Consider the following 24,325-nt stretch of genomic DNA (forward strand, 5'->3'; position numbering starts at 1 on the left):
CGCAGACAGGCGCCTCGAAACGCCGCCATGGGGCCTCCTTCTTCTCGGGCGGTAGCCCCGGTCCAGAGCTACACGTCAATCACGTCTGCTATCGCTCACAGTGACGGCAGGCCGGATGTCAGCCCCTGCACGGCACGCCGACCTCCATCGAACAGACCACAAGAGCGGCGAGCGCAGCGGCTGCCCCCGACATCACCGGTTGACATCAACGACGACGGACCGGAGCGCACAGGGGCGGCCACGACCCGGAAACTAATGCAGCCCCACGAGCGCGTTGCCGGACGTCGTATGGGTCGGTGATCGAACTCCTAAAGCGGGTGTCAGGCGGGCAGCCCATCGCCGATGATGCGCCCATGAGCCATGACGTGGTGGAGTTCCTGCGAGCGCGCCTGGACGAGGTGGCCGAACTGGCCGGCCAGTGCGACAGCGATGACTGCGGGCAGTGGACCGCCGACGGAGACACTGTCGATTTCTGTCAGATGGATCTCTCCGGATTTCACCCGACGATCGCCCAGCACGTGGCTCACCACGATCCGGCCCGCGTTCTCCGTGACGTAGAAGCCAAACGCCGGGTCTTGGCGCGACACGTGCTCAGCCCCGCAATCGACGACCCAGAGTTGCCCTGGGACAACCGAAACGACTGCCAGTACGACGGCGAGGACTGGCCCTGTCCCGACCTCCTGGACCTGGTCCTGTCATACGCCGATCATCCAGACCACCGTGAACAGTGGCGGCCGCACCAGATGCGCACCAGGTAGGCCAGGGATCAGCGGTCAACCACGGTCACGGCGGTACGCCTCTTCCCACCCCCATCCCGGCTGTTTCCGCAGTTCAACAGGCCCATGGCGTCCAGGTCGTTCGTACAGTGGCGCGCTCCACCTGGACGCCATGAACCACGCCCGCTCCACGGTGTGTGGGCCGACGGCGGACGGGATGGGAGCTGGGAAAGTAGTGGGTTGGGGAAAGAGGTCGGGCGCGGGCCCATCGCCTCGGCCAGTGCGAAGACCTGCTCGACCGTGGCCACCGGCCGCTCGTCGGGTTCTTCCTTGCTGGCGCCCTTGATCCGGCAGGGGTTGCGCTGGAGCAGTTCATCGTCGACGGCAGTTTGAAGGATCGCCTTCAGCCCAGATGGCTTGCCGCCAAGGGTCGACCTGTCCGGCGGGAGCTTCGTGTGCTTGTCCACCCATTGGGGATCCAAGCCCATTACGTGGATCTTGTGCCCCCGTAGGTGCCGTAACGGGCGGCACGATCAGGACCGCAAAGGACGCCGCTGCTGATTAGACGCGCGTCCTGTGGGCGGCGCGCCATCAGAGTTCGCCGTCCCTTCGGCGCGCCGTTGTCCGATGTCGTGTCCCGTCCTGTGTCATGCCGTCTGTCGAAGATCTTGCACCCAAAGAGATATGACGGGACATCACATGATGAGATCTGTTGGTCGGGCTCGTACGGTCGTCGCCGCGGCGGCCACCGTGGGTGCGGTGGTCGCGGGTGCGGGTCTCGGGCAGGCGACCGCGCTGGACAAGGTCCGGTTGGCTGACGATGTGTCCGTGGCACCGGGCATCAGTTACCGGGCGTTCTCGGTGACGGGCTCGCACGGGGTGGTGTCCGGGCATCTGGTCACCGCCGACCTCACCGACCGGCATGTCTCGGTGGACCTGCTCACCCCCGGCACTGTCTCCAGCCGCGTCAAGCTGTCCCAGATGGCCGCCGCCCAGGGCGCGGTGGCGGGCGTCAACGCGGACTTCTTCAACATCGAGGAGTCCCAGCACGTGGGGGTGGCCCCGACCAACTCCGCGGTCGGCCCGGCGATTGCTCACGGTGAGGCACTCAAGGCGGCTGTGCCGGACGGCCAGCGGTTCGGCCCCGGTCTGCCGCCCGGCACATCGACGCGCGATGTGATCGGGGTGGGCTCCGACAAGCGGGCCCGGCTGGACGAGTTGACGCTCAAGGGAAGCGTCCGCACCAAGTCCGGTTCGTTCGACCTGGGCGGCTTCAACCAGTACGCCATCCCGGTGGGCGGGGTGGGAGCATTCAGCCCGAAGTGGGGCGAGGTCTCGCGGCAGCGCTCGGTGTGCGGGACCGACACCGTCCGGGCTGCGGCCTGCTCCACGAACACCTACGAGGTCACCGTCCACAACGGCCGGGTGGTCTCCGGATCCCCGACGATCGGGGCCGGCGCGATCGCCGAGGACACCGTGGTGCTGGTCGGCCGGGAGGCCGGAGCGGACCGGCTGCGCGCGCTCCGGACCGGGGACGAGGTCGAGGTCTCCGACCAGCTGAGGACGGCGAGCGGCAAGCAGTTCCAGTTCGCCGTGGGCGGCTTCCCGGTGCTCCGGGACGGCGAGCCGCTGCCCGGCCTCGACACCAAGGCCGCCGCGACCCGGACCGGCGCGGGTGTCGGTGACCACGGTCAGCTGCTCTACTTGCTGGTACTGGACGGAAGTGCGGAGAGCGGCTCGGGCCTGACGGTCGCCGAGGTCGCCGACGTACTCGGCACCGTGGGCGCCGACGCGGGCGTGAACCTGGACGGGGGCGGTTCGTCCACCCTGGTGACCCGGGACCCGGTGACCGGCACCCCCCTCGTCCGCAACCACCCGACCGGTGGCGCAGAACGCCCGGTCCCGGAGGGCATCGGGCTCTTCTCGCGCTGATCCAATGGCCGGGCGGGCCATGGTGCGTGGCAGGTGCTGCCCCCCGGAAGCGAACCTCGGCAAGATCAAGAAGCTCCTCCACCACGGAACCGATCAGGAGTGGTGGCACATGGAAGAGGGCTGCGTCACGGAAGCTTGGCGAACCACCGAGGTTGCTTAAGACCACCGCTTGATGATCTTTGCTGGAGATTCCGGGGCCGGCCACACCTGGATACGCATCTTCTCGGTGGTTTCGGGGCTCTCGTCAGAGTCGATGTCGGCCTGAGCTGCCCGAGCCAAGTTGCTCCGGGACACGCGGACACGGTTCCAGCCTGACGGGACCTCGAACGTAGCCGCATCGGGGGCGTAGTCCGTGCAACCCAGAACCATCAGGCGACCCAACGACACGTCGAGGCTGGCCTCGACCACGTGATCGAATTCCGAGCTGTCATCACTCGGCTCCTGAGGCAGGATGAAAACAGTGACGGATACGTTGACATTGACCGCCGTGCCGATGCCCAGCGCATCCTGTGCAACCGCGAGGTGACCGGCAACGGCCTGGTCCGTCCACGCGTCGCTTAGATCACCGTCCGAATCCGCATCGGATACGTGTATCTGAAAGTAGTCCGCGAAGAGGGTGAGCTCTGCCGTTGTCGTCATGGCGGCACAGTGCCATGCAGCACTGACAGCCGGAGATGCCGTATAGCAGAGAAGCACAGCAACCGTGTCAGCTGTCCGTGGCCTGCGTAGCCGTGTACTGACCGGAATGCCTGAGGCTGACCGACCTGCATTGAGCTACGGATCAGAAGTTCCCCTGTGCCACAACCGCGCCAGATCGGGCGGGGACTCGCGGGGAACTGCGGCTGCTGGCGGTGGGCGAAGCCAGTAGCCGCCGAAGTCGGCATCCCGCAGGTCAGATCCCAACTCGCCCCACCACGCTCCTAAAGCGGGTGTCGCAGGTTCGAATCCTGCCGGGGGCACCAGGCAAAAGGCCCCGGACCGATCATGGTCCGGGGCCTTTGGCATCAGTTTTTGACACCAACGGGGCGGTCACTCACGGCCGGGGCGCCTCTTGAGCAGCCAGTCCATGTAACTGATGGCCTCGCGCTGCGTGTCGTGAACGACGTGCGTGTAGACGTCCATGGTGATGCTGATCTGGCTGTGCCCGAGGATCGCCATCACGACGCGGGGCGCGACCCCGGCCGCGGTGAGGAGCCTCGCGCAGCCGTGCCGGGCCGCGCCATGCGGAGATGGCGCGGCCCCCTTTCTGCCGCCTGGTGTTCCTGTCGTGCGTGCTGTCCGTGGCGGGTCGTCAGTCGTGGTGTGGCTGCTGCTTACTGTGTGCGTCGTGTCGCTTCTTGTGGTGTTTGCCGTTGTGGTGGTGCTTCTTGTGGTGTTTGCCGTTGTGGTGGTGCTTTTCGCAGTGTTTGCCGCGTTTGATGGTGGTGGGGTCGGTGGCGGTGTCGGGGGTGCTGCCGCCTCCGGTGACCGTGGCGGTGTTGGTGACCTTCTTCGGCGCGCTGCAGGACGCTTTGACCGTGAGCTTGATGGTCGGGTAGCTGCGGCCGGGGGCGAGGGCGTCGCTGCGGGTGCAGGTCAGTGTGGCGCGGGTGCAGGACCATCCGGTACCGCGGAGCGAAACGGGGGTCAGCCCCGTGGGCAGGGTGTCGGTCACGGTGACGGTGGTGGCGTCGGTCGGGCCGGTGCCGTGGTTGGTGACCGTGATCCTGTAGGTGTCCCTCTTGCCCTGAACGAACGCGCCGCGGTGCGTCTTGGTGACGGTCAGGGAGGAGGGGAACCGCGGCGTGACGATGGCCACACCGATGGGGCCATCGTCGATGGGGATGGTGTCGGTGACCGTGTTCGTCGCGGTGTCGATCACCGACACCGTGTTCGAGCCCCGATCGGCGACGTAGGCCTGGGTGCCATCCGAGGTGAAGGCCACACCGACCGGGACGGTGCCGACGTGGATGGTGGCGGTGACCATGTTCGTCGCGGTGTCGATCACCGACACGTCGCCGGAGCCCTGATTGGTGACGTAGGCGTGGGCGCCGTCGGGGGTGATGGCCACACCGACCGCGTTGTCGATGACGGGGATGGTGGCGGTGACCGTGTTCGACGCGGTCTTGATCACCGACACGTCGTCGGAGATCTCATTGGCGACGTAGGCCTGGGTGCCGTCGGGGGTGATGGCCACAAAGGCCGGGGTAGTGCCGACGGGGATGGGGGCTCCGACCACCGTGTTCCCGGTCGTTTCGATCACCGACACCGTGTTCGCGTTCTCATTGGTGACGTAGGCGTGGGCGCCGTCGGGGGTGATGGCCACACCGACCGGGCCGTCGCCGACGAGGATGGTGGCGGTGACCATGTTCGACGCGGTGTCGATCACCGACACGTTGTCGGTGTCGAAATTGGCGACGTAGGCGTGGGTGCCGTCGGGGGTGATGGCTACACCGGCCGGGTGGAGGCCGACGGGGATGGTGGCGATGACCGTGTTCGTGGCCGTGTCGATCACCGACACCGTCGTCGAACCGAAATTGGTGACGTAGGCGTGGGCGCCGTCGGGAGTGATGGCCACAATGAACGGGCTGGTGCCGACGGTGATGGTGCCGGTGACCGTGTTCGTGGCCGTGTCGACCACCGACACGGTGTTCGAATTGAAATTGGTGACGTAGGCGGTCGGCGTGGGGGCGGCCGCCTGCGCCGGGGCCGCGGCCAGGACCGGCAGGGACAGTCCCGCCAGCATGGCCAGCATGGTCAGGGCCCCGATGACCGGCCGCAAGATGCCCAGGCGTAGCCCAGGCCTGCCCCGGTCCGGTACCGGGCCGCCCTGCGGCCTGGGTTCCTTGCCCGCATGTGGGATCACGAATGCCTCGCTTCGTCAGCGTCAGGAAGGGCGGCCGCGAGCGGACATACCGTGGGAGCCGACAGCGCACCGCAGCCACACACACTATGTGACTATTCATCACTCTATGTAGATGATCGCGGAGAGCAAGCGACCCGCCTCACGCGTGCCCCTTTCGTGCCCGATCGAGCGGGAACTGACGGGGAACCACGGTGGCCGACGGGCAGCGCAAATGAGGACGGCCCCTGACCGGTTCATCTGGTCAGGGGCCGTTCACTTGCGGTGGGTGTGGGATTTGAACCCACGGTCACATCGCTGCGACGACGGTTTTCAAGACCGATCCGTCAGGTCAGCGCTTGGCCCCGTGACCTCGGACTACGCTCCGAAGTGGTCTGATCGACCGTCATCCTGGCCACGGGTTGGCCGCGCACCCCTTCTCTGCGGCCCAGATGCCGCCTTGGGTCGCGCACGCATTCCAACTCTGCACGGCCCCTTTCGTCCTGGGTCACGGTCGTCCGTGGGCCGGCCCCCTGAACTGCCTGCAGGAGAGCTGAACGGCCGCGAACGGCGACGAATGAGACCGTCGATGAGACTGCTTGCCCGCTCGGCCGGCAGTCGGGACCTCGCAGCACGTTCAACTCAGGACGCGTGGGCTGACACCCGCTTTGGGAGCGAGATGCGGCCATGCTTGGAGGCCGGACCTTGCCGCGGCCGCGCGCCGCATGACCACGGTCGGGTTGTCGTGCCAGGGACCGCTACTGAACGGCGACGTAGTCACCCGTGGCCTTGACGGCCGGGGTGGTGGAGGTGCCGAGGAAGTAGTAGCGCCAGTAGCCCGAGTAGGTGGCGGTGTACGTGGTCTTCAGCGAGCCCGTGGAGGACGACGTGACCGTCTTCAGGTAGGTCGTCGGGTACGACGACGAGCTGGTCTTGCGGAACTGCAGCTTCACCGGCTGGACGGTGTAGCCGGCGTACTTGTGGGTGTCCCAGTTCGCGCGGGTCAGGGCGCCCGTGATGGTGAGCGTGCCGCCCTTCTTCACCGGCTCCGGCGACGCGTTGACCGTGAGCTTGGAGTAGCGCTGGAGGGCGTTGGAGGACACGGCGTCCTGGTACGCGGTGCCGACCTTGCTCCAGTCGACGTTCGGGTCGCTGGGGTCCTGGCCGTTGTAGGCGGTGGCGAACGCCTCGCCGGTCCAGTGGGCGCCGGCGTCGGCGTTGGTCAGCTCCTCCTGCGGGTGGATGTCGATGCTGCCCTTGCAGTTCGCGACGGTCGACGAGGCGGCCGTGCAGGTCGCCGGAGCGTCGCCGAACAGGAAGTTCCCGTCGTCCGTGTTGCGGTAGAGGTCGATGCCCGAGACGAAGTCGTCGGCGGTGGGGTCCGCGTCCGAGCCGTGGGTGAAGGTGAAGCTGTACGAGACGTGGACCGCGTTGGTGGTGCCGACGACGATCGCCGACTTGCTGCTGTTCACCTTGATGTTCGAGAAGGTGGCGTTCAGCTCGTACGGGTCGCCGGAGTCGGCGGCCGTCAGCGAGCGCGCCTGCATGCCCGACTGGTGGCCCGAGGCCTGCTGCGCGAGCTTGTGGGCCTGCGCCAGGCCCGTTCCGTCGGTCGCCTGCGCGGCCGGCACGGCGAAAGCGGCCAGGGCGAGAGCGCCGGAGACCGTCGCGGCGGCCAGGGTGGCACGTATGCGCATGTGTTCCCCATGTGGAGAAGGGGTCCCGCGGTGCAGAAGTCGTCACGCGGGGCCCAAGTGATCTAGGAGCCTGTTGGCTCGCGTGATTCTGACCTGTGACCCCGGCGAGGGTTATACGGCAGGTGAATGCTTTGTACACGCTTTGCCGAGCCGCACCGGCCTTTGCCAACGTCACACCGGCCTTTGCCAACGTCACACCGGATGCATACAGACCCGCGGTCCGGCGTCTGTCGAACAACCGCACCCGCGCCCCGGTGCACCGGATGTCACGCCAGGTACCCCGACCCGTGGGTACTGGACGTGAACGAGCCGATGCCCTACGCCTGGGCGCGAGAGTCCGACGAGCCGACTCGTCAGAGCGTCCGGACTCCTGACATCAGCGACTGACACCAACGAGCGCGAATCTCACCGATCGACGCTGAACCCCAGCGGCAGGCCAACAAGGGCACGTAGCGCGTTGGACAAGGTCCACGAGTCCTCGTGATCGACCTGATAGGGATGAGGCCACAGGTTCAAATTTCGAGGCCGCCGAGGAGCCGATTGCGGGCGGTGCCGGCCGCGTGAGCTACCCCGGAAATACCAGGAGGGGTGTCACTGGACCCCACTAGAGTCGGCATCCACAACAGAATCACAGCAGTGGGGCGGGACAGATGAGACTGCGATACACCGCGGCCTGCGTAGGGGTCACGGCGGCGGCGCTGATGGTGACGTCCGCGTGCGGCACGGACGGCGCGAAGACGGCCGCCAAGGCCGTCGACAAAGCCGACATGATCATGGCGGCGCTGGCGCGGGCAACTGACCAGACCGAGAACCTGGGGTCCGCCCAGGTCAGGACGACGACCGAGACGCCGACGGCCAGCCCGGTCACCATGGACGGCACGTACTCCTGGGGCCACGGCCTGGCGTTCGACGTCTTGATGGACACCAAGGCCGCCCACTTGCAGCAGCTGCACGCCGCCGCAAAGACCCGCACTGTGTACGTGGACGGCGCCTACTACTACGAGATCGACCCGCAGCCTTCCGGCCCGTTCAAGGGCAAGGAGTGGATGAAGATCGACGCGTCTGCGGTGTTCGGCAACAAGGGCGCCGAGGCGTTGCAGGGGAGCTCCGGCGCGGGCAGCCCAGCGGCCGCCATGAAAGGCCTGAAGTACGCCAACAACGTCGACGACCTCGGCAAGGAGACCGTCGACGGGCAGAGTGCGACCCACTACCGGGCCGTGGTCGACAAGGAGCACATGGGCAAGTTCAAGAAGGCCTACGGGAACAACCTCTTCGGCTCAATGACCGGCGGCAGTGACTCGATCACCATGGACATCTGGGTCGGTGCCAAGGATCTCCCGGTCCGTATGAAGCAGTGGTTCGGCAGTTTGACGGTGACGATGGACTTCGAGAAGTTCGGCGCCACGGCCGCGATCAAGGCCCCGCCCGCCGCACAGACCGGTGATGTCACCGAGCAGGTGAAGAAGGCCACCGCGCAGCAGCAGGGCTGAGCAGGGCCGGACCCGGGCGGTGAAGGTCGGCCATACGGACTGGTAGCCGGACTTCCACGACTGCCGCCACGCCTTCGCCAGCCGGTTGCACGAGCGGGGCGTGCCCGAGGTGATCACACAGGAGATCCTCGGGCACGCGCGCGGGCGAGGGGACGTGGATCTACACCCACGCGGCCGTGGACTACGCGGGCCAGCGTCCTGGCCGCGCTCGAGGACGGGAAGTCTGGTGCCGCGTGCCAGCCCGCCTGCGTTGCTTCGGGACGAAGAGCGGTCGTGCCACATCCGTGCCAGAACGGGACGGTACTCACAGGGAATCGGGGTGGGTAGGGGCACGCACCGCCCGACTCGGCGCAAGGTAGGGAACCGCTGGTCACACCAGTGATGGCCCAACCTCGCTCCTGAAGCGGTGATTACTCGCCCGCCTGCAGCCGCACCAACAGATGCCGTTCCATAGCCATCCCCGCGGTTGTGACGGGAGGGCGAGGAGCTCACATGCCGCTTCGGTCGGTGGAGAGCCAGGTTGGATGCGCCGTCCTCAGTGCGTCACGGGCGACAGCGCTGGGGGCGAATATATCTACGCCTCCTGGATAGGGACTGTAGAGCCAGCCAACATCACTCGGGATCAGCGTGACCTCGACGTCGAGATCGTCGGCGACCAACCGCTCGGCGTCTTCCGAACTGGGGCTGGTCATCCACGCGACCGCCACCAGGGGTAGCCTTCCCGTCCGTTCGAAGGTCCCTGGAGGCTCCCTGTGCACACCACCGCTTTCCTGCTGCGGAGCGCGCTGGGCCTTGGTGGTGGCCTGGTGGGCATCTGGGAGCTGACCCGCCAGGCTTCAGGACCGGGCTGGAGGAAGCTGCGCGTCTTCTTCGCGGTGGCGGCTTTGATGTTCGCCGGGCTGCTCGCCGTCTAGCGATGGCCAGTCGACGTGCCCATCCCGTGCCCGTTCGGTCGGAAGACAGCGGGAAACCGCGGTCGCCGGCGGACAACGCTCACGAGAACGGCCCCTGACCGACTTACCTGGTCAGGGGCCGTTCACCTGCGGTGGGTGTGGGATTTGAACCCACGGTGACATCGCTGCCACGACGGTTTTCAAAACCGTTGGCAGCTCGCTCCCGGTCCACCAACCGGGCCCCTATGGCCTGTTGGGCATGTCTGCTTCTGGAGCGTCGACAGAGAACTCACCGTCTGGGCAGTCGGTGCGTTGGAGTTGACCTCGTGAAGCGGCACGCGCAGTTCGGGGGAGCTGCACCTCTGCCCATTGCCCGTCAAGGAGCATCCACAGGCCGAAGAGCACATCGTTCTCGTTGTGGAGCAGGAGCTGCACGCCGTGAGGACACTTCCACGGAGCCGCTCGGAGTCGCCGTCGCAGCGTCTCTGTGTCCAGGTGGTTGAAGGTCCCGGCAACAGCGTGGCACTCGGCACCGACGTGTCCACCCCAGTGTCCGCTGGGATGGTCTGCGCTCACGCGCTTGAGGTCGCCACCGCCGACGCCTTGCTCCTGAAGGTCCAGCCCGACGAGGTACTCCATCGCGTCGTCTTCCAGACCGCTGAAGAGTAGGAGGACGTCAGTGAAGTCGCTCATGATCGGTGCCTTCCATGCGTGGAGCGAGGGAAGGTTACTCCCACGCTTGTGTCCCTGCCTGGCTGGGCCGTCCCTGGGCCTTCCGAGGAAGAGCCCCGTGCCACAACCGCGCCAGATCAGGCTGGGGACTCACGGGGAACTGCGGCTGCTGGCAGAGGCCGGAGACAGCAGACGCCGAAGTCGGTATCCCGCAGGTCAGACCCCAACTCGCCCCACCTCGCTCCTGAAGCGGTGATTACTCGCCCACCCGCCGTACGCCAGCGCAGGCCACCAGTGCGCCGCCGTCCGCGGTGAGGAAGAGCATGAGACCCATGTCCGGACGACGCACAGCCCCCTGCACAATCGTCCGTTTTCTGCGGTCTAGGAACTGCACGCTCCGGGCGACATCGCTCAACAATCTCGCGAGCAGTGCTCAGACTGCGCGTAGAGGCGTCGGGCAAACGAGCCCAGGGCTGTTCCATAACTGAAGGTCTCGTCGCCACTGATGTTCACCGCGACGACACTGCCGGCCCCGCCCGCGCCGAGGTCGACGATGTAGGGGCCCCCGCTCGACCCGACGCCCATGACGCAGGGGATCCGCAGCAGGGCACTACCGTGGTATTCGCGCGAATTGCCGCCTTCACAGTGCAAGAGCCGGTTCGTGTACGGGTAGCCGAAGAAGTGGGTACGAGTACCCACTTCAGCCGTGAACGAGATCCGCTGGACGCCGGTCACCTCGGAAATACTCCGTCCGTCGTCGCCGGGGTTCATCTCCAGCACGGCGACGTCCAGGCCCTCGTCCTGCCACTCCTCGGCCATCCGCACCCGGCGCACAGTGAAGCCGCCGTAGGGGCTCTTGCCGTCGTGGTAGCCGGGCACGAAGTAGAGCTGCTGGTCCCACGTCGCCGACCGGGAGGGCTCTCCGGCATCCGACGTTCTGACACAGTGCGCGGCGGTTATCACCGTGTTCGTGCCGACCGCAGTCGCCGTACAGGCACCCAAGCCGCCCCCTGCGCCCCGGGCGTACAGGCGACCGACAGTACGGGCGATGACACCGCCCTCCGTCCATTCGGGCTGCACGGGGTCGCCAATGGCGTCCCCGTGGGCCACATTCGCGATGCCCGTGTCGGTCCAGTACGCCTCCACCCGAGTGCGATCCCGCTTCGTGACCGCTGCGTCATGAACAACAATTTCCGGCCCGGCCCCCCTGTGACCGTAGCCGACCATTACCAACGTGATCAGCACGGCCGCGACCGCACTAGCCCACGCGCGTCTCTTCCCCATACCGCTGCCCAGCAGGTTCATCGGTCTGTCCGCACCAGCCACAACAACCCCACAGGCCAAGCCCCTGATCCCCGCGACCTGGCGGCTGACGGATCTTGCACCACCAGCACGTCCCCAAGCAAGGAATTCACAGGCTCACCCACCGTCGCCCCACCACAAGAAGATAGGGGCCGCTGCTCTCCGCAGCGTCCACGACGGTATCCACGATCTCGCCGATGGCAGCCTGAGACACGTCCCTTGGGCTGTCCACGACGACCGGCTCCGAGGCGGCGATCACTTCGTCCGTAGCCGGGTCCGTGAGCGTTACGGCGACCACGCTCGGGTGACTACGTCGACGTGCAGTAACTCGACGCCCATCAAGTCGACGTGCAATATTCCGTAACCCGTAATCTGTAATTCCAGATTCGTTACCCATAGTCGGTTAATGGCTATGGGTAACGGACTCCGAAATAACCCGCATAAACGCGTACTCGAAAAAACTTCACGGAATCGCACAACCATTCACTGGTGCCCCACGTCTGATCAGTGGAGTCAGCAGACTCCAGAGACTGACTGGATCGGGCGCCGCGGAAACATGCGACAAAGCTGTCCCGTGCGCCCCTTTTTCAGACGTGGGGAAACACATGCGCATTCGTGCCTCTGTCGCCGCCGTGACAGGCGCCCTGGCCCTCTCCGCCCTCGCCGTCCCGGCGGCGCAGGCGGATGACAGCAACACCGTCTCCTCGTTCACGCAGAGCGTCGAGACCGACGCGGCGATCAACCCGGCCGACGACGTCAGCGGAGACACCACGATCTCGAACGTGGTCGTAAACGGCGGCAAGGCCGTCGTCATGGGTGCGACCACGAAGAAGACCTTCACGGTCAGCTTCACCGCCACGGACGACTCGGGCATCGAGTGGGCGACCGCGGTGCTGTGGCACGGTTCGACCTTCGACAACCTCGACGGCGGCGTGGTGCCCAACGAGGACGAGGCCGTCTGCACCAAGGTCAACGACACGACCTCCACCTGCAAGCACACCTTCACTGTCGACGCCAACTACGACCTGCTGAACAAGCTGGCCGGCGGCTGGAAGGTCTGGGCGATCGCTCAGGGCACGGACGCTGACTACGTCCAGAAGGACAACGCCAAGGGTTTCAGCCTGCAGCGCATGTCGAAGCTGACGGTCAACGCGTCCCCGGAGCCGGTGGTGAAGGGCAAGACCATCACGGTCACCGGCGCGCTGACCCGTGCCGACTGGGAGTCGAACAAGTACGTGGGTCTCAGCGGCCAGTCGGTGGTGCTGCAGTTCCGCAAGGCGGGCACCACCAACTACACCAACGTCAAGGGCATCAAGTCGACCACGGGCGGCGCGCTGAAGACCACGGTCACGGCGTCCACCGACGGCTATTACCGCTTCACCTACGCGGGTATCGCGTCCACCGCGACAGTCAGCGCCGCGGGTGATTACGTCGACGTGAAGTAAGTCGGCGTGAAGTAAGCCGACGTGAAGTAACCCATAGCCCCGTAGACGCGGGGCCCGTAACGGATTAACGGATTCCGCGGGAAAGCGGCGGTCCCCCCACCTCCACACGAGCTCCAGGGTGGCCGCCGCCACCACGGCGATACCCACCGCGACCCACGGCATCGTCACCCCGACCAGCTTCAGCGCGAAGAAATCCTGAAGCCAGGGCACGGCGAGCACCAGCAGGAAGGCCACGCCCATCGCGGCGACGAGGCAAATTCGCCACCAGGCGTACGGCCGGGCGATGATCACGCGCACTGCGCGTCCGGTAGGGCGCGGGCGCCAGAGGCGCCTTCCTTCTCTCAGGAAAACGCGCACCGCTTCGCACCACCTCCGCACCATCTGCGGCGGAAAATCACGGTCAACAGCGGTCAACGCCACCGTGGCGCGAAGCGATCACTGGACGGTATCCGTGCAGGCCGGCGCGCCCACAGCGGGACGTCTTCTCAGGATTCCCGAGCTCAGAGCGAGAGCCGAGCGAGACCGTGCCTGCCCGAACATCATCGCCAATCCCTTCCGCGCTGGAGCAACTGGGTTCCCCGGCCGATCCCCTCAGATTCGCCTGCCACTGGCCCTGGACCGACGTGATCACCAGCGCGGTCCAGCGGCTCGGCGCTCTCCCGGACCCAGGCTGACCAGCAGGCGACCGTCCCGCCAAACCTGATCGACCCGCCGGCGCCGTGGAACCCGGCGCCCACCCGGCGCGGCAGACCGGCCACCGGCGAACCCGCGATCGGCCTGAGGCCTCAGCCTGCGAAGCAGCCAAAGTCTTCGTTGTCACGGCTCTCGTAGTCCTTCAGCGACTCACCCTTGCCACTACTGAAGACCACTTGTCCGACCGCGAGCTGGTCCGGCCGGAAGGTAAGGAAGCCAGAGACCAGCTCGTCCGAGGTCATGTTCGTCCGCAAGGCGTACGTAGTTCCTGAGCCGAGCTCAGTAGTCAAGGGGAGCCGGGTCGTGAAACCCGTCGGCGCTTCGCCGAGGGAGATACGGTGCAGGACGTGGCCTTCGTCGGCTTCGATGTGCCACAGCAGCTCACCCGGGTCATCCGCGGTGCCGCTACGCGCCCACTTGTAGAGACCGACCTCCGCGATCCCGTCGTGCTCAGCACCCGGGCATTCGCGCCAGCCGATCACCGGTTTGGATACCGCGCCCCCGATGAAGAGGGGGTCGTACTCCGCCCCGCACGCGCTCAGCAGCGAGACAAGCCCCAGCACGACCAACGCTCTCCCCCACCTCATGCTGTGGGAGTCTACGAGCCGGGGGTTCGTAGCGGGCTGCATCGGGAACAACCCTGCGCCACAACCACGCCACATGGAGCGGGTTCTCACGGGGAACTCCGGTGGCCAGCAGGGGTAAGGAGCCACCAAGTACCACGACCTGCCGGCCGCACTCAGCAATTGAGACTCCGACGCCCTCCATGAGTACGCTCCACCAGCTTGGGCTGACGAGGGCTGGCGATCACGCAAAGTGGCGATGGACCTCGGCTCCTCTTCGCTGCCCTGGATGGTTGTCTCATCCCGTTCGCTGCCCGGCTCCCCGGGGGACCTCATGCGGCGGGGCATGGCCGTGTTCATCGATCTGGTGATCGCCGTGGCTGTCATTCCCGGCCCGCTGATCGCCCTCGACCGGATCCTCGTGGCGGCGTCGGTGGACGGCGTCTGGTTGCCCTCGGCCGCGGTGTGGTCGCTCGCCTTCCTGCTGCTGTACTCGCCACTGAGCGTGTCGCGGTGGGGCGGCACGGTGGGCAAGCGGCTCCTCGGCATGGAGGTCGTGCGGGACGCCGACGGCGGACGGCTCTCCTGCGGCGCACTGGTACGCCGCCTGGGCAACCTCGCGGTGCACGCGGTCCCGGTACTCATGATCGCCCACGTGACGGTGACCAACCTCAGCCCGAAGAAACAGGGCCTGCACGACCGACTGGTCAGCAGCAGGGTGGTCATGCGGGGCCGGTAACGGTGCAGCCATGACAGGGCGATCACGAGCAACAACCCGGGCCGGCCGCACAAGCGCTCGCGGGCGGTCCCGAGCGGAGTTCGCATCGAGAGAGGCGGTCCGTGCCACAGACGTGCCAGACGGAACGGGGAACCGCGATGACTCCGGGGACCTGACGATTGCTCAGGCCGGCTGCGGCCACGGCTGGGATCCTGCAGGTCAGTCACGACGCGGCCCAACCTCGCTCCTGGAGCGGGGGTCGCAGTTCGCAGTCCGCTCCGGTCGAGATCATCGCCGGACGGCGTCGCTCACCCTTTCCTCGGGCGGATCAAGGGCACAGACGCCAGTCGCGCCACAGAGGAGACCAGCCCTGGTACGAGGAACCATGCCGGCAGATTCTCCGCCGGCATTCCGATGGAGAGGGCCACTACGGACAGCATCAGCTGCACCGCTGCCACGAAGCAGCCGAACGTCCGGTTCGGAGGCAGCCAGGGCAGCGCGGCCCAGGCGACGGGCAGCAGTAGCCATAGAACGAGTGCGAGAACCATCAATACCTTCAACTCCCAGAGCGAGGCTCTGAGTTGTTGCGCGACCTTTCGGAGGATCGGGCCCGTGCCAGTGGAGCCCAGGCGCTTCCCCTTGCCGGAGACCGAGCGCCAGGGCGACGACCCACCGCGCAACTGCGGAAAGGTCACCTACGAGTGTTCGGAGGTGACCTTTGCCATCCACGGGGGCGGTCGCTGACGACCGGGGTGTCTCCCGAGCAGCCGTTGTTCCATGTGGCTCGTGGCTTCGCACTGCGTGTCCTGCACGATGTGCGCTCCCGGGTACCGCCCCGAAGCCGGTCAGGGACCGGTGACGGACTTGATCGTGCCCGGGTGGGTGGCCTGCTGCCAGATCACCGTGAACCGAGAGCTCGGGCGGGCGTCGACCTGGGGTACCCGGCCGTCCGACGTGAGTGTCTTCGTGGTGCCGAAAACGCCGGAACGGCTGACCAGGCGGGCGCTGCTCTTGGTGTAGCTGTACGGGATCGTTGACGTGGGGACGACCGTGTGGAACACCAGCATGCCGTCGCCGTCGTCGTCGAGAGCGAGGTCGGGCCGGTCGCCGGGACCGAGGGTGGTGACGCTGCCGCGGGTGCCGCCCGCGGACAGCCGACGGCCGGCCAACTCGAGCTTGCCGCTGCTGTTGTAGCGGGTCCACACGATCACCGAGTCGCCGTCGAGGTCGGTCGCGAGGGCGTGGTGGAAACCCACGTTGTCGGTGGAGGCCGAGATGCGCAGGGGGGACGCCGGCGTGCCGGTGCGGCTCCAGCGCGAGGCCCAGACCTGCGAGCGATCACCGCCGCCGGAGTGGTAGCTGATGACCGCGTCGCCGTCCCGGTCGACGCCGACACGCACCATGCCGAAACCGCCGTACGACGCGATCGAAGAGGTGAGCACCTTCGCCGAGGACACGGACGTCGACGTGATCCGCTTGGCCACCACCTCCGAGCCGCGCACCCAGGCGATGACGAACTGGCCGTTGCGGTCGACGCCGATGGCCGGCTTCTCGGCCGAGCCCGAGCCGAGGGTGATGGGCGCGCCGAGCGTTCCGTCGAGCTTGAGGCGGCGGGCAACCGCGTACCAGCTTCCGTCGCGGATCTCCGTCCACGCCGTCATCGCGGTGCCGCCCGGTGTCACGGCGACCACCGGGCCGGTCGCGGGACCGGACGTGGAGAGCTTCTGGACCGGTCCGACGAGGCTGCCGGAGGCCGCGACCCGTCGACCCACGACCTGGCTGTCCTGTTCCCAGACCACAGCCGAGTCGCCGGTGTCGTCGGAGTCGGCCTCCGGCCAGGCCACCGAGGCGCCGTCCGGCGACAGGGTGCGGATCGCTCCCGTCGTGCCGTTCGCGAATTTCACCCTGGTCTGGACCCGGCGGTAGGAGTACGTCGTCGACAGGTCGCCGGCCGTCCAGGCCAGCAGAGCGTCACCCTGCCGGTCGACCGAGACCCTGGGGGAGTCGTCGGCCATCCAGCCGGAGGCCGACACATTCGACGCCGACGTCCACGCAGCCTCGGCATTCATGGTCAGCGTCGCGGTGACCGCGATCCCGGCCGTAGCGGCGACAGAAACCCCGGCGACAACACGACGTTTCACTGAACGCCGGTGTCGTGCTGCACGCGGAGCCATCCGCATCCTCCTGGTCATTGGCCGCCATGGTTTGGGCACAGCCGTCACAAAGGCAGCCCGGTACATCAAGCGCAGCTGCAGTCTCAAACGTCACAGGGCGGTGCGGGGGCAGTCATTCGAGTTCTCGCCGTAGACAGCGTGCGGTGGCGGAACCGATCTGGCGTCCGTGCCCTGGATGAACGGGATCGGGCCGTTGTGACGGCCCGGGGCCGGCTGATCGTGGATCGTGGCCCCTCCTGCGACGTGCACGGTTGCGATGAACTGGCGGCACCCTCATGACTGACCTGTCCGGGACCCGTCGTCGTGCCTCCGGCGGATTCGGAATGATCAACCAGCCGTTGTGAAGCGACGTTCAGCTGCTTACAGTTGGCCCCTCATCGCGCCCGCCGTGTCATGTATCCGGCGGGCGTGTCCTCTTCACTGTGAGGAGATTCATGCGCAAGCGCGCAATCTTCGCTGTGCTCGCCGCCGCCTCCGCGCTGGGCGGATTCATCGGCCCCGCCGCGTACGCGGACGAGACCGTCGGCGACATCCAGATCACCGACGTCTCCGTCAACGGCGGTAAAAGCATCGCTGTCGTCCTCACCGACAAAACGGTCACGGTTTCGGTGACCGCCACTGATCCGTCGGGCATCTGGGACGCCGACTTCCACTTGTGGCGCGGAACGGATCCCAACAACCCCGACGACTACATCACGCCGAATGAGGACACCACCCCCGCGGACTGCGTGGCCGCCGGCACGACCACCTCCACCTGCTCGAAGACCTTCACCTTCGAACCGGACTGGTGGCTCACCAACGCCGACGCCGGAACCTGGAAGGTTGGAGTCGACGTATGGGCCAACGACGACAGTTGGACCCAGCGGGACGCCTATGCGACCACCCGCCTCCAGCGGTTTTCCAAGCTGACCGTCAACGCCGGTCCGGAACCGATAGCCAAGGGCAAGGCCCTCACGGTCACCGGCAAACTCACCCGGGCGAACTGGGACACCGATGCCTACGCGGGCTACACCGCGCAGCCGGTCAAGCTCCAGTTCCGCAAAGCGGGCACCAGCACCTACACCACCATCAAGACGGTGAACTCCTCCAGCACGGGTGACCTCAGGACCACGACCACCGCTTCAGTGGACGGCTACTGGCGCTGGAACTTCGCCGGCACCTCGACCACCCCTGCCGTTTCGGCGACCGGCGACTACGTCGACGTGCAATAGCAGGTATTCCTGAGCGGCAGGCTCCGCGCTGTAGCGCTCCCTGACGTCGCTTCGAGCTCTCGGCTCGTCATGATGAGGAGAAACCCCGCCTCATAGCGACGCAACGGCCGAACCCCCGGACGCAGTGTCCGGGGGCTTGGGGGCCCGGAGTGGCTGGGCGCGGCGGACGGCCGCGAAAGTGCCGCCCCAGAGGTCCCACGCCCATCCCCCTCAAGGACCGATGCCAGTCAGCTGCCGAGAGGGCAGCTCGGAGCGACGGACCAAGTGATGCCGTGCCACAACCGCGCCAGATCCCGCGGGGACTCACGGGGAACTGCGGCGACCAGCGCCTCAGATGGGGCCGTCGCTGGGCCGCCAGGTGCTTGATCGGGCCGTATCCAAGACAGCGGCCACTTCCGTGCGCGTACACACAGAGCGCGAGCCCGGGCCCCTTACCGGCGGCAAGCATGCCATGCAAAGATCACGCCTGGCGGCCATCGAGTCGCACACTTGTTGCATGGGGGCTCGCTGTGGATGTCATCGGATGGACCGCGTCGGCCCTGTTTTGGCTCGTGACGTTCGTTCCTGGCATTGCCGCCATCTGCGTCGGATGGGTCCCCCCGTGGTTCAGGAAGACGGTTTCGTCACCGCGACTTGGAGGCTGGGCGGACATCTGCGCAGGCGTCGGGGGCACGATCCTCGTGGGTCCTGTGCACCGCCACTTGGAATCGACGCCAGTGGCAACTTTCGCCACAATCGTGGGCTTCTGCTTCCTCTTCAGTGCCTTCGGCCTCTACCGACGGTCCTACCGGCCGGAGCCATCGGGGGCAACGGCATACCAGTACACAGCAGCCCCAGCCTTCCAAGCCGGTGCTGTACAGCAGCGAGATACAGCAACCAGCGAGCCCACAACCGACACCCACCAGCCTCATACGCCCAACTGACGCAATTGGCGGACCCCCGTGACCGCCGTGCCCATAGTTCGCATCGAGATGGTGGGCGCCCCGCATCCGTACTGCGCGGGGGAGCCGGGGTTGTGTACGTCGACCCGCAAGGCCGCGTCCTTCCGCCACCACTCGACACGCACCCGCCTGGGCAATCAGTTCGCGGCCTTTGCAGGGAAGCGAACCAGGGGAACCGGCATCAGGCAGAGCGCGAAGAGGACCTGCGCCAGGACTGGGACGAAGAGCAGCGCCACGAAGTTCTGGAAGAGCAGGAACCACGTGGGCAGGAGGAGCAGCCCCGCCAGACGGATACGGAATGCCGCCCCCTTGCGCTCGTTGAGCAGCCCGAACAGCAGGATTATCAGCAGCGAGGGGATACCCACAATCAGCCCCACCCAGGCAATGGAGTCGTCCCGCAGGTAGTAGACGGTGTCCTCCCAGTACGAGCGGGTGCGGGGCAGGTAGGACACAAGCTCGTGCTGGCGGGGAGCCGTCAGGGCATAAACGAGCCATGCCGCCACCCAGGTCAGCAGATAGCGACCGGTGGCATCAGCGATGCACACGCCCACACGGCCGAGTCGGCGCCAGGGAGAGGTGATCACGGAGGGCATAGCACATAGTGACATGCCTTTTGAACACGTTCAAGAAGGTCGAGAGGTAGGCCGGGTGGTGATCCGAGTCAAGGGTTCCCACAGCCTCCGAGCGAGGCCGCACGCCGACAGGTGGTGAAGAAGGCGATGGCCTCCGTGCGTGGCGGAGGAGTTGAACAACACCGTGGTGAACCATTGGCCAACGCCGTACGCTCCCTCTGATCGATCAAAGCTCCTGTGGGGGGATTCATGCGCACAACCACGCGCCTCGGCCTGCTCGGTACCGGCGTCGCACTGGTCGCCACCGCGATCGGCGCCACCGCCGCCCAGGCGGAGGACGGCGGCGAGGGCAACATCACCATCGACAAGGTCGTCGTCAACGGCGGCAAGCCGGTCGTAGTTGGTACCACCAAGGTGGTGTCCGCCAAGGTCTCCGTGACCGCGTCGGACGATTCGGGCATCGCCGAGACCACGTACATCAGCGCCTTCGGTCCGAAGCCGAACTTCGCGCAGGTCTGGGACGACGAGATCACGTGTGTGAAGGCGAGTGCCACCACGTCGACCTGCACGGGCACGCTGACGTTCGACCCGCAGGCGTCGACCGGCTTCGTCGGCAACAGCGCGGCGGCCACCTGGAACCTCGGCACGCTGGTCTCCGCCAATGACTACGACTACATCCACCGGGACGCGGCCACCACGTTCAAGGTGCAGCGCTACTCGCGGCTCACCACGAACGCCTCGCCCGAGCCCGTCAAGAAGGGCAAGACCATCACGGTCACCGGCCTGCTGTCCCGGGCCAACTGGGACACCAACAAGTACATGGGCTACACGCAGCAGAAGGTGACGCTGCAGTACCGCAAGAAGACCTCCAGCACGTACACCGACGTCAAGACGGTCACGTCGTCCTCGACGGGCTCCCTGAAGACGACAGTCACCGCGTCCGCGGACGGATACTTCCGCTACAAGTTCGCCGGCACCTCGACCACCCCGGCCGTGACCTCCACCAGCGACTTCGTGGACGTCCAATAGCCACGCACCAAGGGCGTTTCTGACGGCTCTTGAAGCCGTCCGATGGCTGTCACCAACGGCCCCGGCGAGACAGTCGGCGCCTCACGAAGTGACGGCAGGGCCGCGGCCTGGTGTCATTCATGCCAGGCCGCGGCCCTGCCGTCGTCATGCGCGGGCGGGACACCCTCGGCGTCCCGCCCGTCCCCGATCCCCGATCCGGAGAGCCGCTTGTGCTCGCTGCAGCGCCTGAGGGTGCTGTCGTCGGCGGGCAGTGATCGGTGTGCAGGTCCACTTCCCGGCCGCGTCCACCGTCGCGGTGCAGACGATGCTGCCCGCGTCGGTCAGCCTTACCGTGCTCCCCGCCCTCCCCGGTCCCGGCGAAAGCCGGAGTGCCGTCGCGGAGAGTCCGGCCGTCCGCGGGTGTCGTCGGCCAACCCCAACGCGATCTGCTGGGGTTCCTGCCCCGGGAATTGCGGTCTCCTTCGTTCTCCTCGGCGTCTCCAGCGTAGCGTTCACTTTCGTTCTATTGCAACGAATGAAGAGCAAGCGTTGCGTTAGATTTGAAGCCGTTGCAACGATTTCACGGCTTTCACCTGCACTGATTGCAGTCATGCGCAACGAGTCTATTGAGGGATTCTTGAACGCAACGTAGCTTTTCCTTCATCGGAAACACCGAGCCGAAGGAGAGCACGATGCAGAAGTTCGACACCCCCGCCCCGATCTCCGCCATCCTCGACGTCCCCGCGGGACGCATCCGGTTCATCGCCGCCGACCGGGCCGACACCGCGGTCGAGATCCTGCCCGCGGACGCCTCGAAGGGCCGCGACGTGAAGGCTGCGGAGCAGATCACTGTCGAATACGGCGACGGCGTCCTGCGGGTCGAGGCCTCACCGGCGAAGAACCGGATCCTCGGCAGCTCCGGATCCGTCGAGGTGACCATCCAGCTGCCCGTCGGCTCCCGCATCGAGGCGAAGGCGGCCAGCGCCGAGTTCCGGGGCGTCGGACGACTCGGCGACGTCGGCTTCGAGGGCGCGCAGGGCTCGGTCAAGCTCGACGAGACCGCCAGTGCCCGCCTCACCCTCCTCGCCGGTGACGTCTCGGTCGGCCGCCTGGGCGGCCCCGCGGAGATCAGCACCAAGAAGGGCGACATCCGGATCGCCGAGGCCGTGCGCGGCACGGTCGTGCTGCACACCGAGGCCGGTGAGGTGTCGGTCGGCGCCGCCCGCGGGGTCTCCGCCTCCCTGGACGCCGGCACCACCTACGGCCGGATCCACAACGCGCTCAAGAACACCGACGGCGCCGCCGGCCTGAACATCCACGCGACCACCGCCTACGGCGACATCGTCGCCCGCAGCCTCTGAAGGAGCACCGATCATGACCAACCCGGCCATCGCGGCGAACGGTCTGCGCAAGTCCTACGGCGACAAGGTCGTGCTCGACGGCATCGACCTGACGGTGCCGGCCGGCACTGTCTTCTCCCTGCTCGGCCCGAACGGCGCAGGCAAGACCACCGCCGTCAAGATCCTCTCCACCCTCATCACCGCCGACGCCGGCGAGATCCGCGTCGGCGGCCACGACCTGACCACCGACCCACAGGCCGTACGCGCCACGATCGGCGTCACCGGGCAGTTCTCCGCCGTCGACGGGCTGATCACCGGCGAGGAGAACATGCTCCTCATGGCGGACCTGCACCACCTGTCCAAGCGCGAGGGGCGGCGGGTCACCGCCGAACTGCTGGAGCGCTTCGACCTGGTGGAGGCCGCGAAGAAGCCCGCCTCCACCTACTCCGGCGGCATGAAGCGCCGCCTGGACATCGCCATGACCCTGGTCGGCGACCCGCGGATCATCTTCCTCGACGAACCCACCACCGGCCTCGACCCCCGCTCCCGCCACAACATGTGGCAGATCATCCGCGAGCTCGTCTCCGGCGGCGTCACCGTCTTCCTCACCACCCAGTACCTGGAGGAGGCCGACGAGCTCGCCGACCGCATCGCGGTACTCAACGACGGCAAGATCGCCGCCGAGGGGAGCGCCGACGAGCTGAAGCGGCTGATCCCCGGCGGACACGTCCGGCTCCGCTTCACCGACCCGGCCGCCTACCAGTCGGCCGCCTCCGCGCTGCGCGAGGTCACCCGGGACGACGAGGCACTGTCCCTGACCATCCCCAGCGGCGGCAGCCAGCGCGAGCTGCGCTCCATCCTCGACTGGCTGGACTCCGCCGGCATCGAGGCCGACGAACTGACCGTGCACACCCCCGACCTCGACGACGTGTTCTTCGCCCTGACCGGCTCCAGCGTGCCCAGTCAGACCAACCAGCCCAAGGAGGCTGTCCGATGAGCGCCCTCTCCCTCGCGGTACGCGACTCGAACACGATGCTGCGCCGCAACCTGCTGCACGCGCGCCGCTACCCGTCCCTCACCCTGAACCTGCTGCTCACCCCGGTCATGCTGCTGCTGCTCTTCGTCTACATCTTCGGCGACACCATGAGCGGCGGCGCGGGCCGCTCCGCCTACATCGCCTACATCGTCCCCGGCATCCTGCTCATGACCATCGGCTCCACCGTCGTCGGCACCGCCGTCTCGGTCTCCACCGACATGAACGAAGGCATCATCGCCCGCTTCCGCACCATGGCCATCCACCGCAGCTCCGTGCTGTTCGGGCATGTCGCCGGCAGCGTGCTGCAGGCGATCATGAGCGTGGTCCTGGTCGGGGCCGTCGGCGTCGCGATGGGCTTCCGCTCCACGGATGCCACGGTCCTGGAATGGCTGGCAGCATTCGGGCTGCTCGCGCTGGTCGCCCTGGCATTCACCTGGATCGCGGTCGGCATGGGCCTGGGCAGTCCCAACGCCGAAGCCGCCAGCAACAACGCCATGCCGCTGATCCTCCTCCCCCTCATCTCCAGCGCCTTCGTCCCCCTGAACTCGATGCCCGGCTGGTTCCAGCCGATCGCCGAGTACCAGCCCTTCACCCCCGCCATCGAAACCCTGCGCGGCCTCCTCCTCGGCACCGAGATCGGCCACAACGGGTGGATCGCCCTCGCCTGGTGCCTGGGCCTGACCGTCCTCGGCTACCGCTGGTCCAAGGCACAGTTCAACCGCGACCCCAAATAGGCGACATGACGCGGGCTGCCTTCCGCCACTCGTCCCGCCCCAAGGCGGCGTACACCGACACCGCGTCGGCGTACGCCGCCCCGTCCGCGTCATCGGCCGCCCCCGGGCCCGGACCGCAGACCGGATCGCCAACAAGATCTCCCAGAAGCTGGGCTGCCCCGCAAGGCCGCTGTTCGCCCCCGAGACCTCGGCGCGCGATCCGGGAGGATCGACTCGCCTTCCAGCCGTTCTCCGGAAACGCGCGGGTGCTGGATGTCGGGGCGCTGGAAGCACTCAGTGCCCTACAGCCGCTCTCACCCTCGCCGGCCCCCAAGAATTCCTTCCGGTTCTCATACAACTCTTCAAGGTCGTCGGGGGTCTTCAGTTC

At 66.9% G+C, this 24,325-nt stretch carries 22 protein-coding genes, 2 tRNA genes and 3 pseudogenes; 12 read left to right on the forward strand and 15 right to left on the reverse strand.

Annotation, left to right across the window (positions count from 1 at the left end; genetic code table 11):
* Window positions 1–353: 353 nt before the first annotated feature.
* Window positions 354–758, forward strand: a complete 405-nt coding sequence (locus OHA88_RS23185; RefSeq protein ID WP_328626909.1) for a DUF6221 family protein — start codon at window positions 354–356, stop codon at window positions 756–758.
* A gap of 215 nt (window positions 759–973) precedes the next feature.
* Here the strand turns inward: OHA88_RS23185 and OHA88_RS23190 are convergent.
* Window positions 974–1,123 (reverse strand): annotated as a pseudogene (locus OHA88_RS23190) (tyrosine-type recombinase/integrase); the annotation flags it as partial.
* A gap of 292 nt (window positions 1,124–1,415) precedes the next feature.
* Here OHA88_RS23190 and OHA88_RS23195 point away from each other — a divergent pair.
* A complete protein-coding gene (locus OHA88_RS23195) occupies window positions 1,416–2,648 on the forward strand; it encodes a phosphodiester glycosidase family protein (RefSeq protein ID WP_328626910.1) in 1,233 nt (410 codons plus the stop codon).
* A 156-nt stretch (window positions 2,649–2,804) separates the two neighbouring features.
* On the opposite strand, the gene OHA88_RS23200 is transcribed toward OHA88_RS23195, so the two are convergent.
* From OHA88_RS23200 to OHA88_RS23220, 5 genes and pseudogenes are all read right to left on the reverse strand, one after another.
* Window positions 2,805–3,287 carry a hypothetical protein gene (locus OHA88_RS23200; protein WP_328626911.1) on the reverse strand — a complete coding sequence of 161 codons (483 nt, stop codon included), beginning with the start codon at window positions 3,285–3,287 and terminating at the stop codon, window positions 2,805–2,807.
* Window positions 3,288–3,677: 390 nt separating this feature from the next.
* Window positions 3,678–3,890: pseudogene (locus OHA88_RS23205) on the reverse strand (tyrosine-type recombinase/integrase); the annotation flags it as partial.
* A gap of 49 nt (window positions 3,891–3,939) precedes the next feature.
* Window positions 3,940–5,373, reverse strand: a complete 1,434-nt coding sequence (locus OHA88_RS23210) for a YncE family protein (protein WP_328626912.1) — start codon at window positions 5,371–5,373, stop codon at window positions 3,940–3,942.
* A 382-nt stretch (window positions 5,374–5,755) separates the two neighbouring features.
* Window positions 5,756–5,847, reverse strand: a tRNA-Ser gene (locus OHA88_RS23215).
* A 380-nt stretch (window positions 5,848–6,227) separates the two neighbouring features.
* Window positions 6,228–7,166, reverse strand: coding sequence for a hypothetical protein (locus tag OHA88_RS23220; RefSeq protein WP_328626913.1), 939 nt, complete (start codon window positions 7,164–7,166; stop codon window positions 6,228–6,230).
* A gap of 650 nt (window positions 7,167–7,816) precedes the next feature.
* Here OHA88_RS23220 and OHA88_RS23225 point away from each other — a divergent pair.
* Window positions 7,817–8,656: a hypothetical protein gene (locus tag OHA88_RS23225; protein WP_328626914.1), complete on the forward strand. Its 840-nt coding sequence runs from the start codon at window positions 7,817–7,819 to the stop codon at window positions 8,654–8,656.
* A gap of 488 nt (window positions 8,657–9,144) precedes the next feature.
* On the opposite strand, the gene OHA88_RS23230 is transcribed toward OHA88_RS23225, so the two are convergent.
* Window positions 9,145–9,348, reverse strand: coding sequence for a DUF3885 domain-containing protein (locus tag OHA88_RS23230; RefSeq protein WP_328626915.1), 204 nt, complete (start codon window positions 9,346–9,348; stop codon window positions 9,145–9,147).
* A 60-nt stretch (window positions 9,349–9,408) separates the two neighbouring features.
* Here OHA88_RS23230 and OHA88_RS23235 point away from each other — a divergent pair, with 60 nt between their 5' ends.
* On the forward strand, window positions 9,409–9,570 hold the full coding sequence (locus OHA88_RS23235; RefSeq protein WP_328626916.1) for a hypothetical protein: 162 nt from the start codon (window positions 9,409–9,411) through the stop codon (window positions 9,568–9,570).
* Window positions 9,571–9,699: 129 nt separating this feature from the next.
* Here OHA88_RS23235 and OHA88_RS23240 read toward each other — a convergent pair.
* Window positions 9,700–9,786: transfer RNA gene (locus tag OHA88_RS23240), tRNA-OTHER, on the reverse strand.
* 132 nt (window positions 9,787–9,918) lie between these two features.
* Here OHA88_RS23240 and OHA88_RS23245 point away from each other — a divergent pair.
* On the forward strand, window positions 9,919–10,218 hold the full coding sequence (locus tag OHA88_RS23245; RefSeq protein WP_328626917.1) for a hypothetical protein: 300 nt from the start codon (window positions 9,919–9,921) through the stop codon (window positions 10,216–10,218).
* A 414-nt stretch (window positions 10,219–10,632) separates the two neighbouring features.
* On the opposite strand, the gene OHA88_RS23250 is transcribed toward OHA88_RS23245, so the two are convergent.
* Both OHA88_RS23250 and OHA88_RS23255 read right to left on the reverse strand, forming a co-directional pair.
* Window positions 10,633–11,466, reverse strand: a complete 834-nt coding sequence (locus OHA88_RS23250) for a trypsin-like serine peptidase (protein WP_328626918.1) — start codon at window positions 11,464–11,466, stop codon at window positions 10,633–10,635.
* Between the two features lie 166 nt (window positions 11,467–11,632).
* Window positions 11,633–11,821 carry a hypothetical protein gene (locus OHA88_RS23255; protein WP_328626919.1) on the reverse strand — a complete coding sequence of 63 codons (189 nt, stop codon included), beginning with the start codon at window positions 11,819–11,821 and terminating at the stop codon, window positions 11,633–11,635.
* A gap of 307 nt (window positions 11,822–12,128) precedes the next feature.
* On the opposite strand from OHA88_RS23255, the gene OHA88_RS23260 reads away from it, so the two are divergent.
* Window positions 12,129–12,968: a DUF5707 domain-containing protein gene (locus OHA88_RS23260; protein WP_328626920.1), complete on the forward strand. Its 840-nt coding sequence runs from the start codon at window positions 12,129–12,131 to the stop codon at window positions 12,966–12,968.
* A gap of 75 nt (window positions 12,969–13,043) precedes the next feature.
* Here OHA88_RS23260 and OHA88_RS23265 read toward each other — a convergent pair.
* Both OHA88_RS23265 and OHA88_RS23270 read right to left on the reverse strand, forming a co-directional pair.
* Window positions 13,044–13,265: pseudogene (locus tag OHA88_RS23265) on the reverse strand (hypothetical protein); the annotation flags it as partial.
* A 488-nt stretch (window positions 13,266–13,753) separates the two neighbouring features.
* Complete coding sequence (locus tag OHA88_RS23270) at window positions 13,754–14,224, reverse strand: hypothetical protein (protein WP_328626921.1); 471 nt, start codon at window positions 14,222–14,224, stop codon at window positions 13,754–13,756.
* A gap of 289 nt (window positions 14,225–14,513) precedes the next feature.
* On the opposite strand from OHA88_RS23270, the gene OHA88_RS23275 reads away from it, so the two are divergent.
* Window positions 14,514–14,963 carry an RDD family protein gene (locus OHA88_RS23275; RefSeq protein ID WP_328626922.1) on the forward strand — a complete coding sequence of 150 codons (450 nt, stop codon included), beginning with the start codon at window positions 14,514–14,516 and terminating at the stop codon, window positions 14,961–14,963.
* Window positions 14,964–15,250: 287 nt separating this feature from the next.
* Here OHA88_RS23275 and OHA88_RS23280 read toward each other — a convergent pair whose 3' ends face one another.
* The gene (locus OHA88_RS23280) at window positions 15,251–15,490 is read right to left on the reverse strand and encodes a hypothetical protein (RefSeq protein WP_328626923.1); all 240 of its coding nucleotides are present in this window, start codon (window positions 15,488–15,490) and stop codon (window positions 15,251–15,253) included.
* A gap of 297 nt (window positions 15,491–15,787) precedes the next feature.
* Window positions 15,788–17,083: a hypothetical protein gene (locus OHA88_RS23285; RefSeq protein WP_328626924.1), complete on the reverse strand. Its 1,296-nt coding sequence runs from the start codon at window positions 17,081–17,083 to the stop codon at window positions 15,788–15,790.
* A gap of 467 nt (window positions 17,084–17,550) precedes the next feature.
* On the opposite strand from OHA88_RS23285, the gene OHA88_RS23290 reads away from it, so the two are divergent.
* A complete protein-coding gene (locus tag OHA88_RS23290) occupies window positions 17,551–18,327 on the forward strand; it encodes a calcium-binding protein (protein WP_328626925.1) in 777 nt (258 codons plus the stop codon).
* A 1,078-nt stretch (window positions 18,328–19,405) separates the two neighbouring features.
* Here OHA88_RS23290 and OHA88_RS23295 read toward each other — a convergent pair.
* Window positions 19,406–19,852 (reverse strand): hypothetical protein, encoded by a 447-nt coding sequence (locus OHA88_RS23295; protein WP_328626926.1) that lies wholly within the window; start codon window positions 19,850–19,852, stop codon window positions 19,406–19,408.
* 237 nt (window positions 19,853–20,089) lie between these two features.
* Between OHA88_RS23295 and OHA88_RS23300 the strand changes: the two genes are divergently transcribed.
* From OHA88_RS23300 to OHA88_RS23315, 4 genes are all read left to right on the forward strand, one after another.
* Window positions 20,090–20,869 (forward strand): calcium-binding protein, encoded by a 780-nt coding sequence (locus OHA88_RS23300; RefSeq protein WP_328626927.1) that lies wholly within the window; start codon window positions 20,090–20,092, stop codon window positions 20,867–20,869.
* A gap of 671 nt (window positions 20,870–21,540) precedes the next feature.
* Window positions 21,541–22,209, forward strand: a complete 669-nt coding sequence (locus OHA88_RS23305; RefSeq protein WP_328626928.1) for a DUF4097 family beta strand repeat-containing protein — start codon at window positions 21,541–21,543, stop codon at window positions 22,207–22,209.
* A gap of 13 nt (window positions 22,210–22,222) precedes the next feature.
* The gene (locus OHA88_RS23310; protein WP_328626929.1) at window positions 22,223–23,185 is read left to right on the forward strand and encodes an ATP-binding cassette domain-containing protein; all 963 of its coding nucleotides are present in this window, start codon (window positions 22,223–22,225) and stop codon (window positions 23,183–23,185) included.
* On the forward strand, window positions 23,182–23,958 hold the full coding sequence (locus OHA88_RS23315; RefSeq protein WP_328626930.1) for an ABC transporter permease: 777 nt from the start codon (window positions 23,182–23,184) through the stop codon (window positions 23,956–23,958). The genes OHA88_RS23310 and OHA88_RS23315 overlap by 4 nt, the downstream gene beginning before the upstream one ends.
* The last annotated feature ends 367 nt before the right edge of the window (window positions 23,959–24,325 follow it).

This window comes from Streptomyces sp. NBC_00353, from assembly GCF_036108815.1.
In the GTDB taxonomy this organism is placed as follows: Bacteria; Actinomycetota; Actinomycetes; order Streptomycetales; family Streptomycetaceae; genus Streptomyces.

Coding starts and splice junctions, on each gene's coding strand:
- OHA88_RS23185 (WP_328626909.1), top strand. CDS start 354: ATGAGCCATGACGTGGTGGAGTTCCTGCGAGCGCGCCTGGACGAGGTG.
- OHA88_RS23195 (WP_328626910.1), top strand. CDS start 1,416: ATGATGAGATCTGTTGGTCGGGCTCGTACGGTCGTCGCCGCGGCGGCC.
- OHA88_RS23200 (WP_328626911.1), bottom strand. CDS start 3,287: ATGACGACAACGGCAGAGCTCACCCTCTTCGCGGACTACTTTCAGATA.
- OHA88_RS23210 (WP_328626912.1), bottom strand. CDS start 5,373: ATGCTGGCGGGACTGTCCCTGCCGGTCCTGGCCGCGGCCCCGGCGCAG.
- OHA88_RS23220 (WP_328626913.1), bottom strand. CDS start 7,166: ATGCGCATACGTGCCACCCTGGCCGCCGCGACGGTCTCCGGCGCTCTC.
- OHA88_RS23225 (WP_328626914.1), top strand. CDS start 7,817: ATGAGACTGCGATACACCGCGGCCTGCGTAGGGGTCACGGCGGCGGCG.
- OHA88_RS23230 (WP_328626915.1), bottom strand. CDS start 9,348: ATGACCAGCCCCAGTTCGGAAGACGCCGAGCGGTTGGTCGCCGACGAT.
- OHA88_RS23260 (WP_328626920.1), top strand. CDS start 12,129: ATGCGCATTCGTGCCTCTGTCGCCGCCGTGACAGGCGCCCTGGCCCTC.
- OHA88_RS23275 (WP_328626922.1), top strand. CDS start 14,514: ATGGTTGTCTCATCCCGTTCGCTGCCCGGCTCCCCGGGGGACCTCATG.
- OHA88_RS23280 (WP_328626923.1), bottom strand. CDS start 15,490: ATGGTTCTCGCACTCGTTCTATGGCTACTGCTGCCCGTCGCCTGGGCC.
- OHA88_RS23290 (WP_328626925.1), top strand. CDS start 17,551: ATGCGCAAGCGCGCAATCTTCGCTGTGCTCGCCGCCGCCTCCGCGCTG.
- OHA88_RS23300 (WP_328626927.1), top strand. CDS start 20,090: ATGCGCACAACCACGCGCCTCGGCCTGCTCGGTACCGGCGTCGCACTG.
- OHA88_RS23305 (WP_328626928.1), top strand. CDS start 21,541: ATGCAGAAGTTCGACACCCCCGCCCCGATCTCCGCCATCCTCGACGTC.
- OHA88_RS23310 (WP_328626929.1), top strand. CDS start 22,223: ATGACCAACCCGGCCATCGCGGCGAACGGTCTGCGCAAGTCCTACGGC.
- OHA88_RS23315 (WP_328626930.1), top strand. CDS start 23,182: ATGAGCGCCCTCTCCCTCGCGGTACGCGACTCGAACACGATGCTGCGC.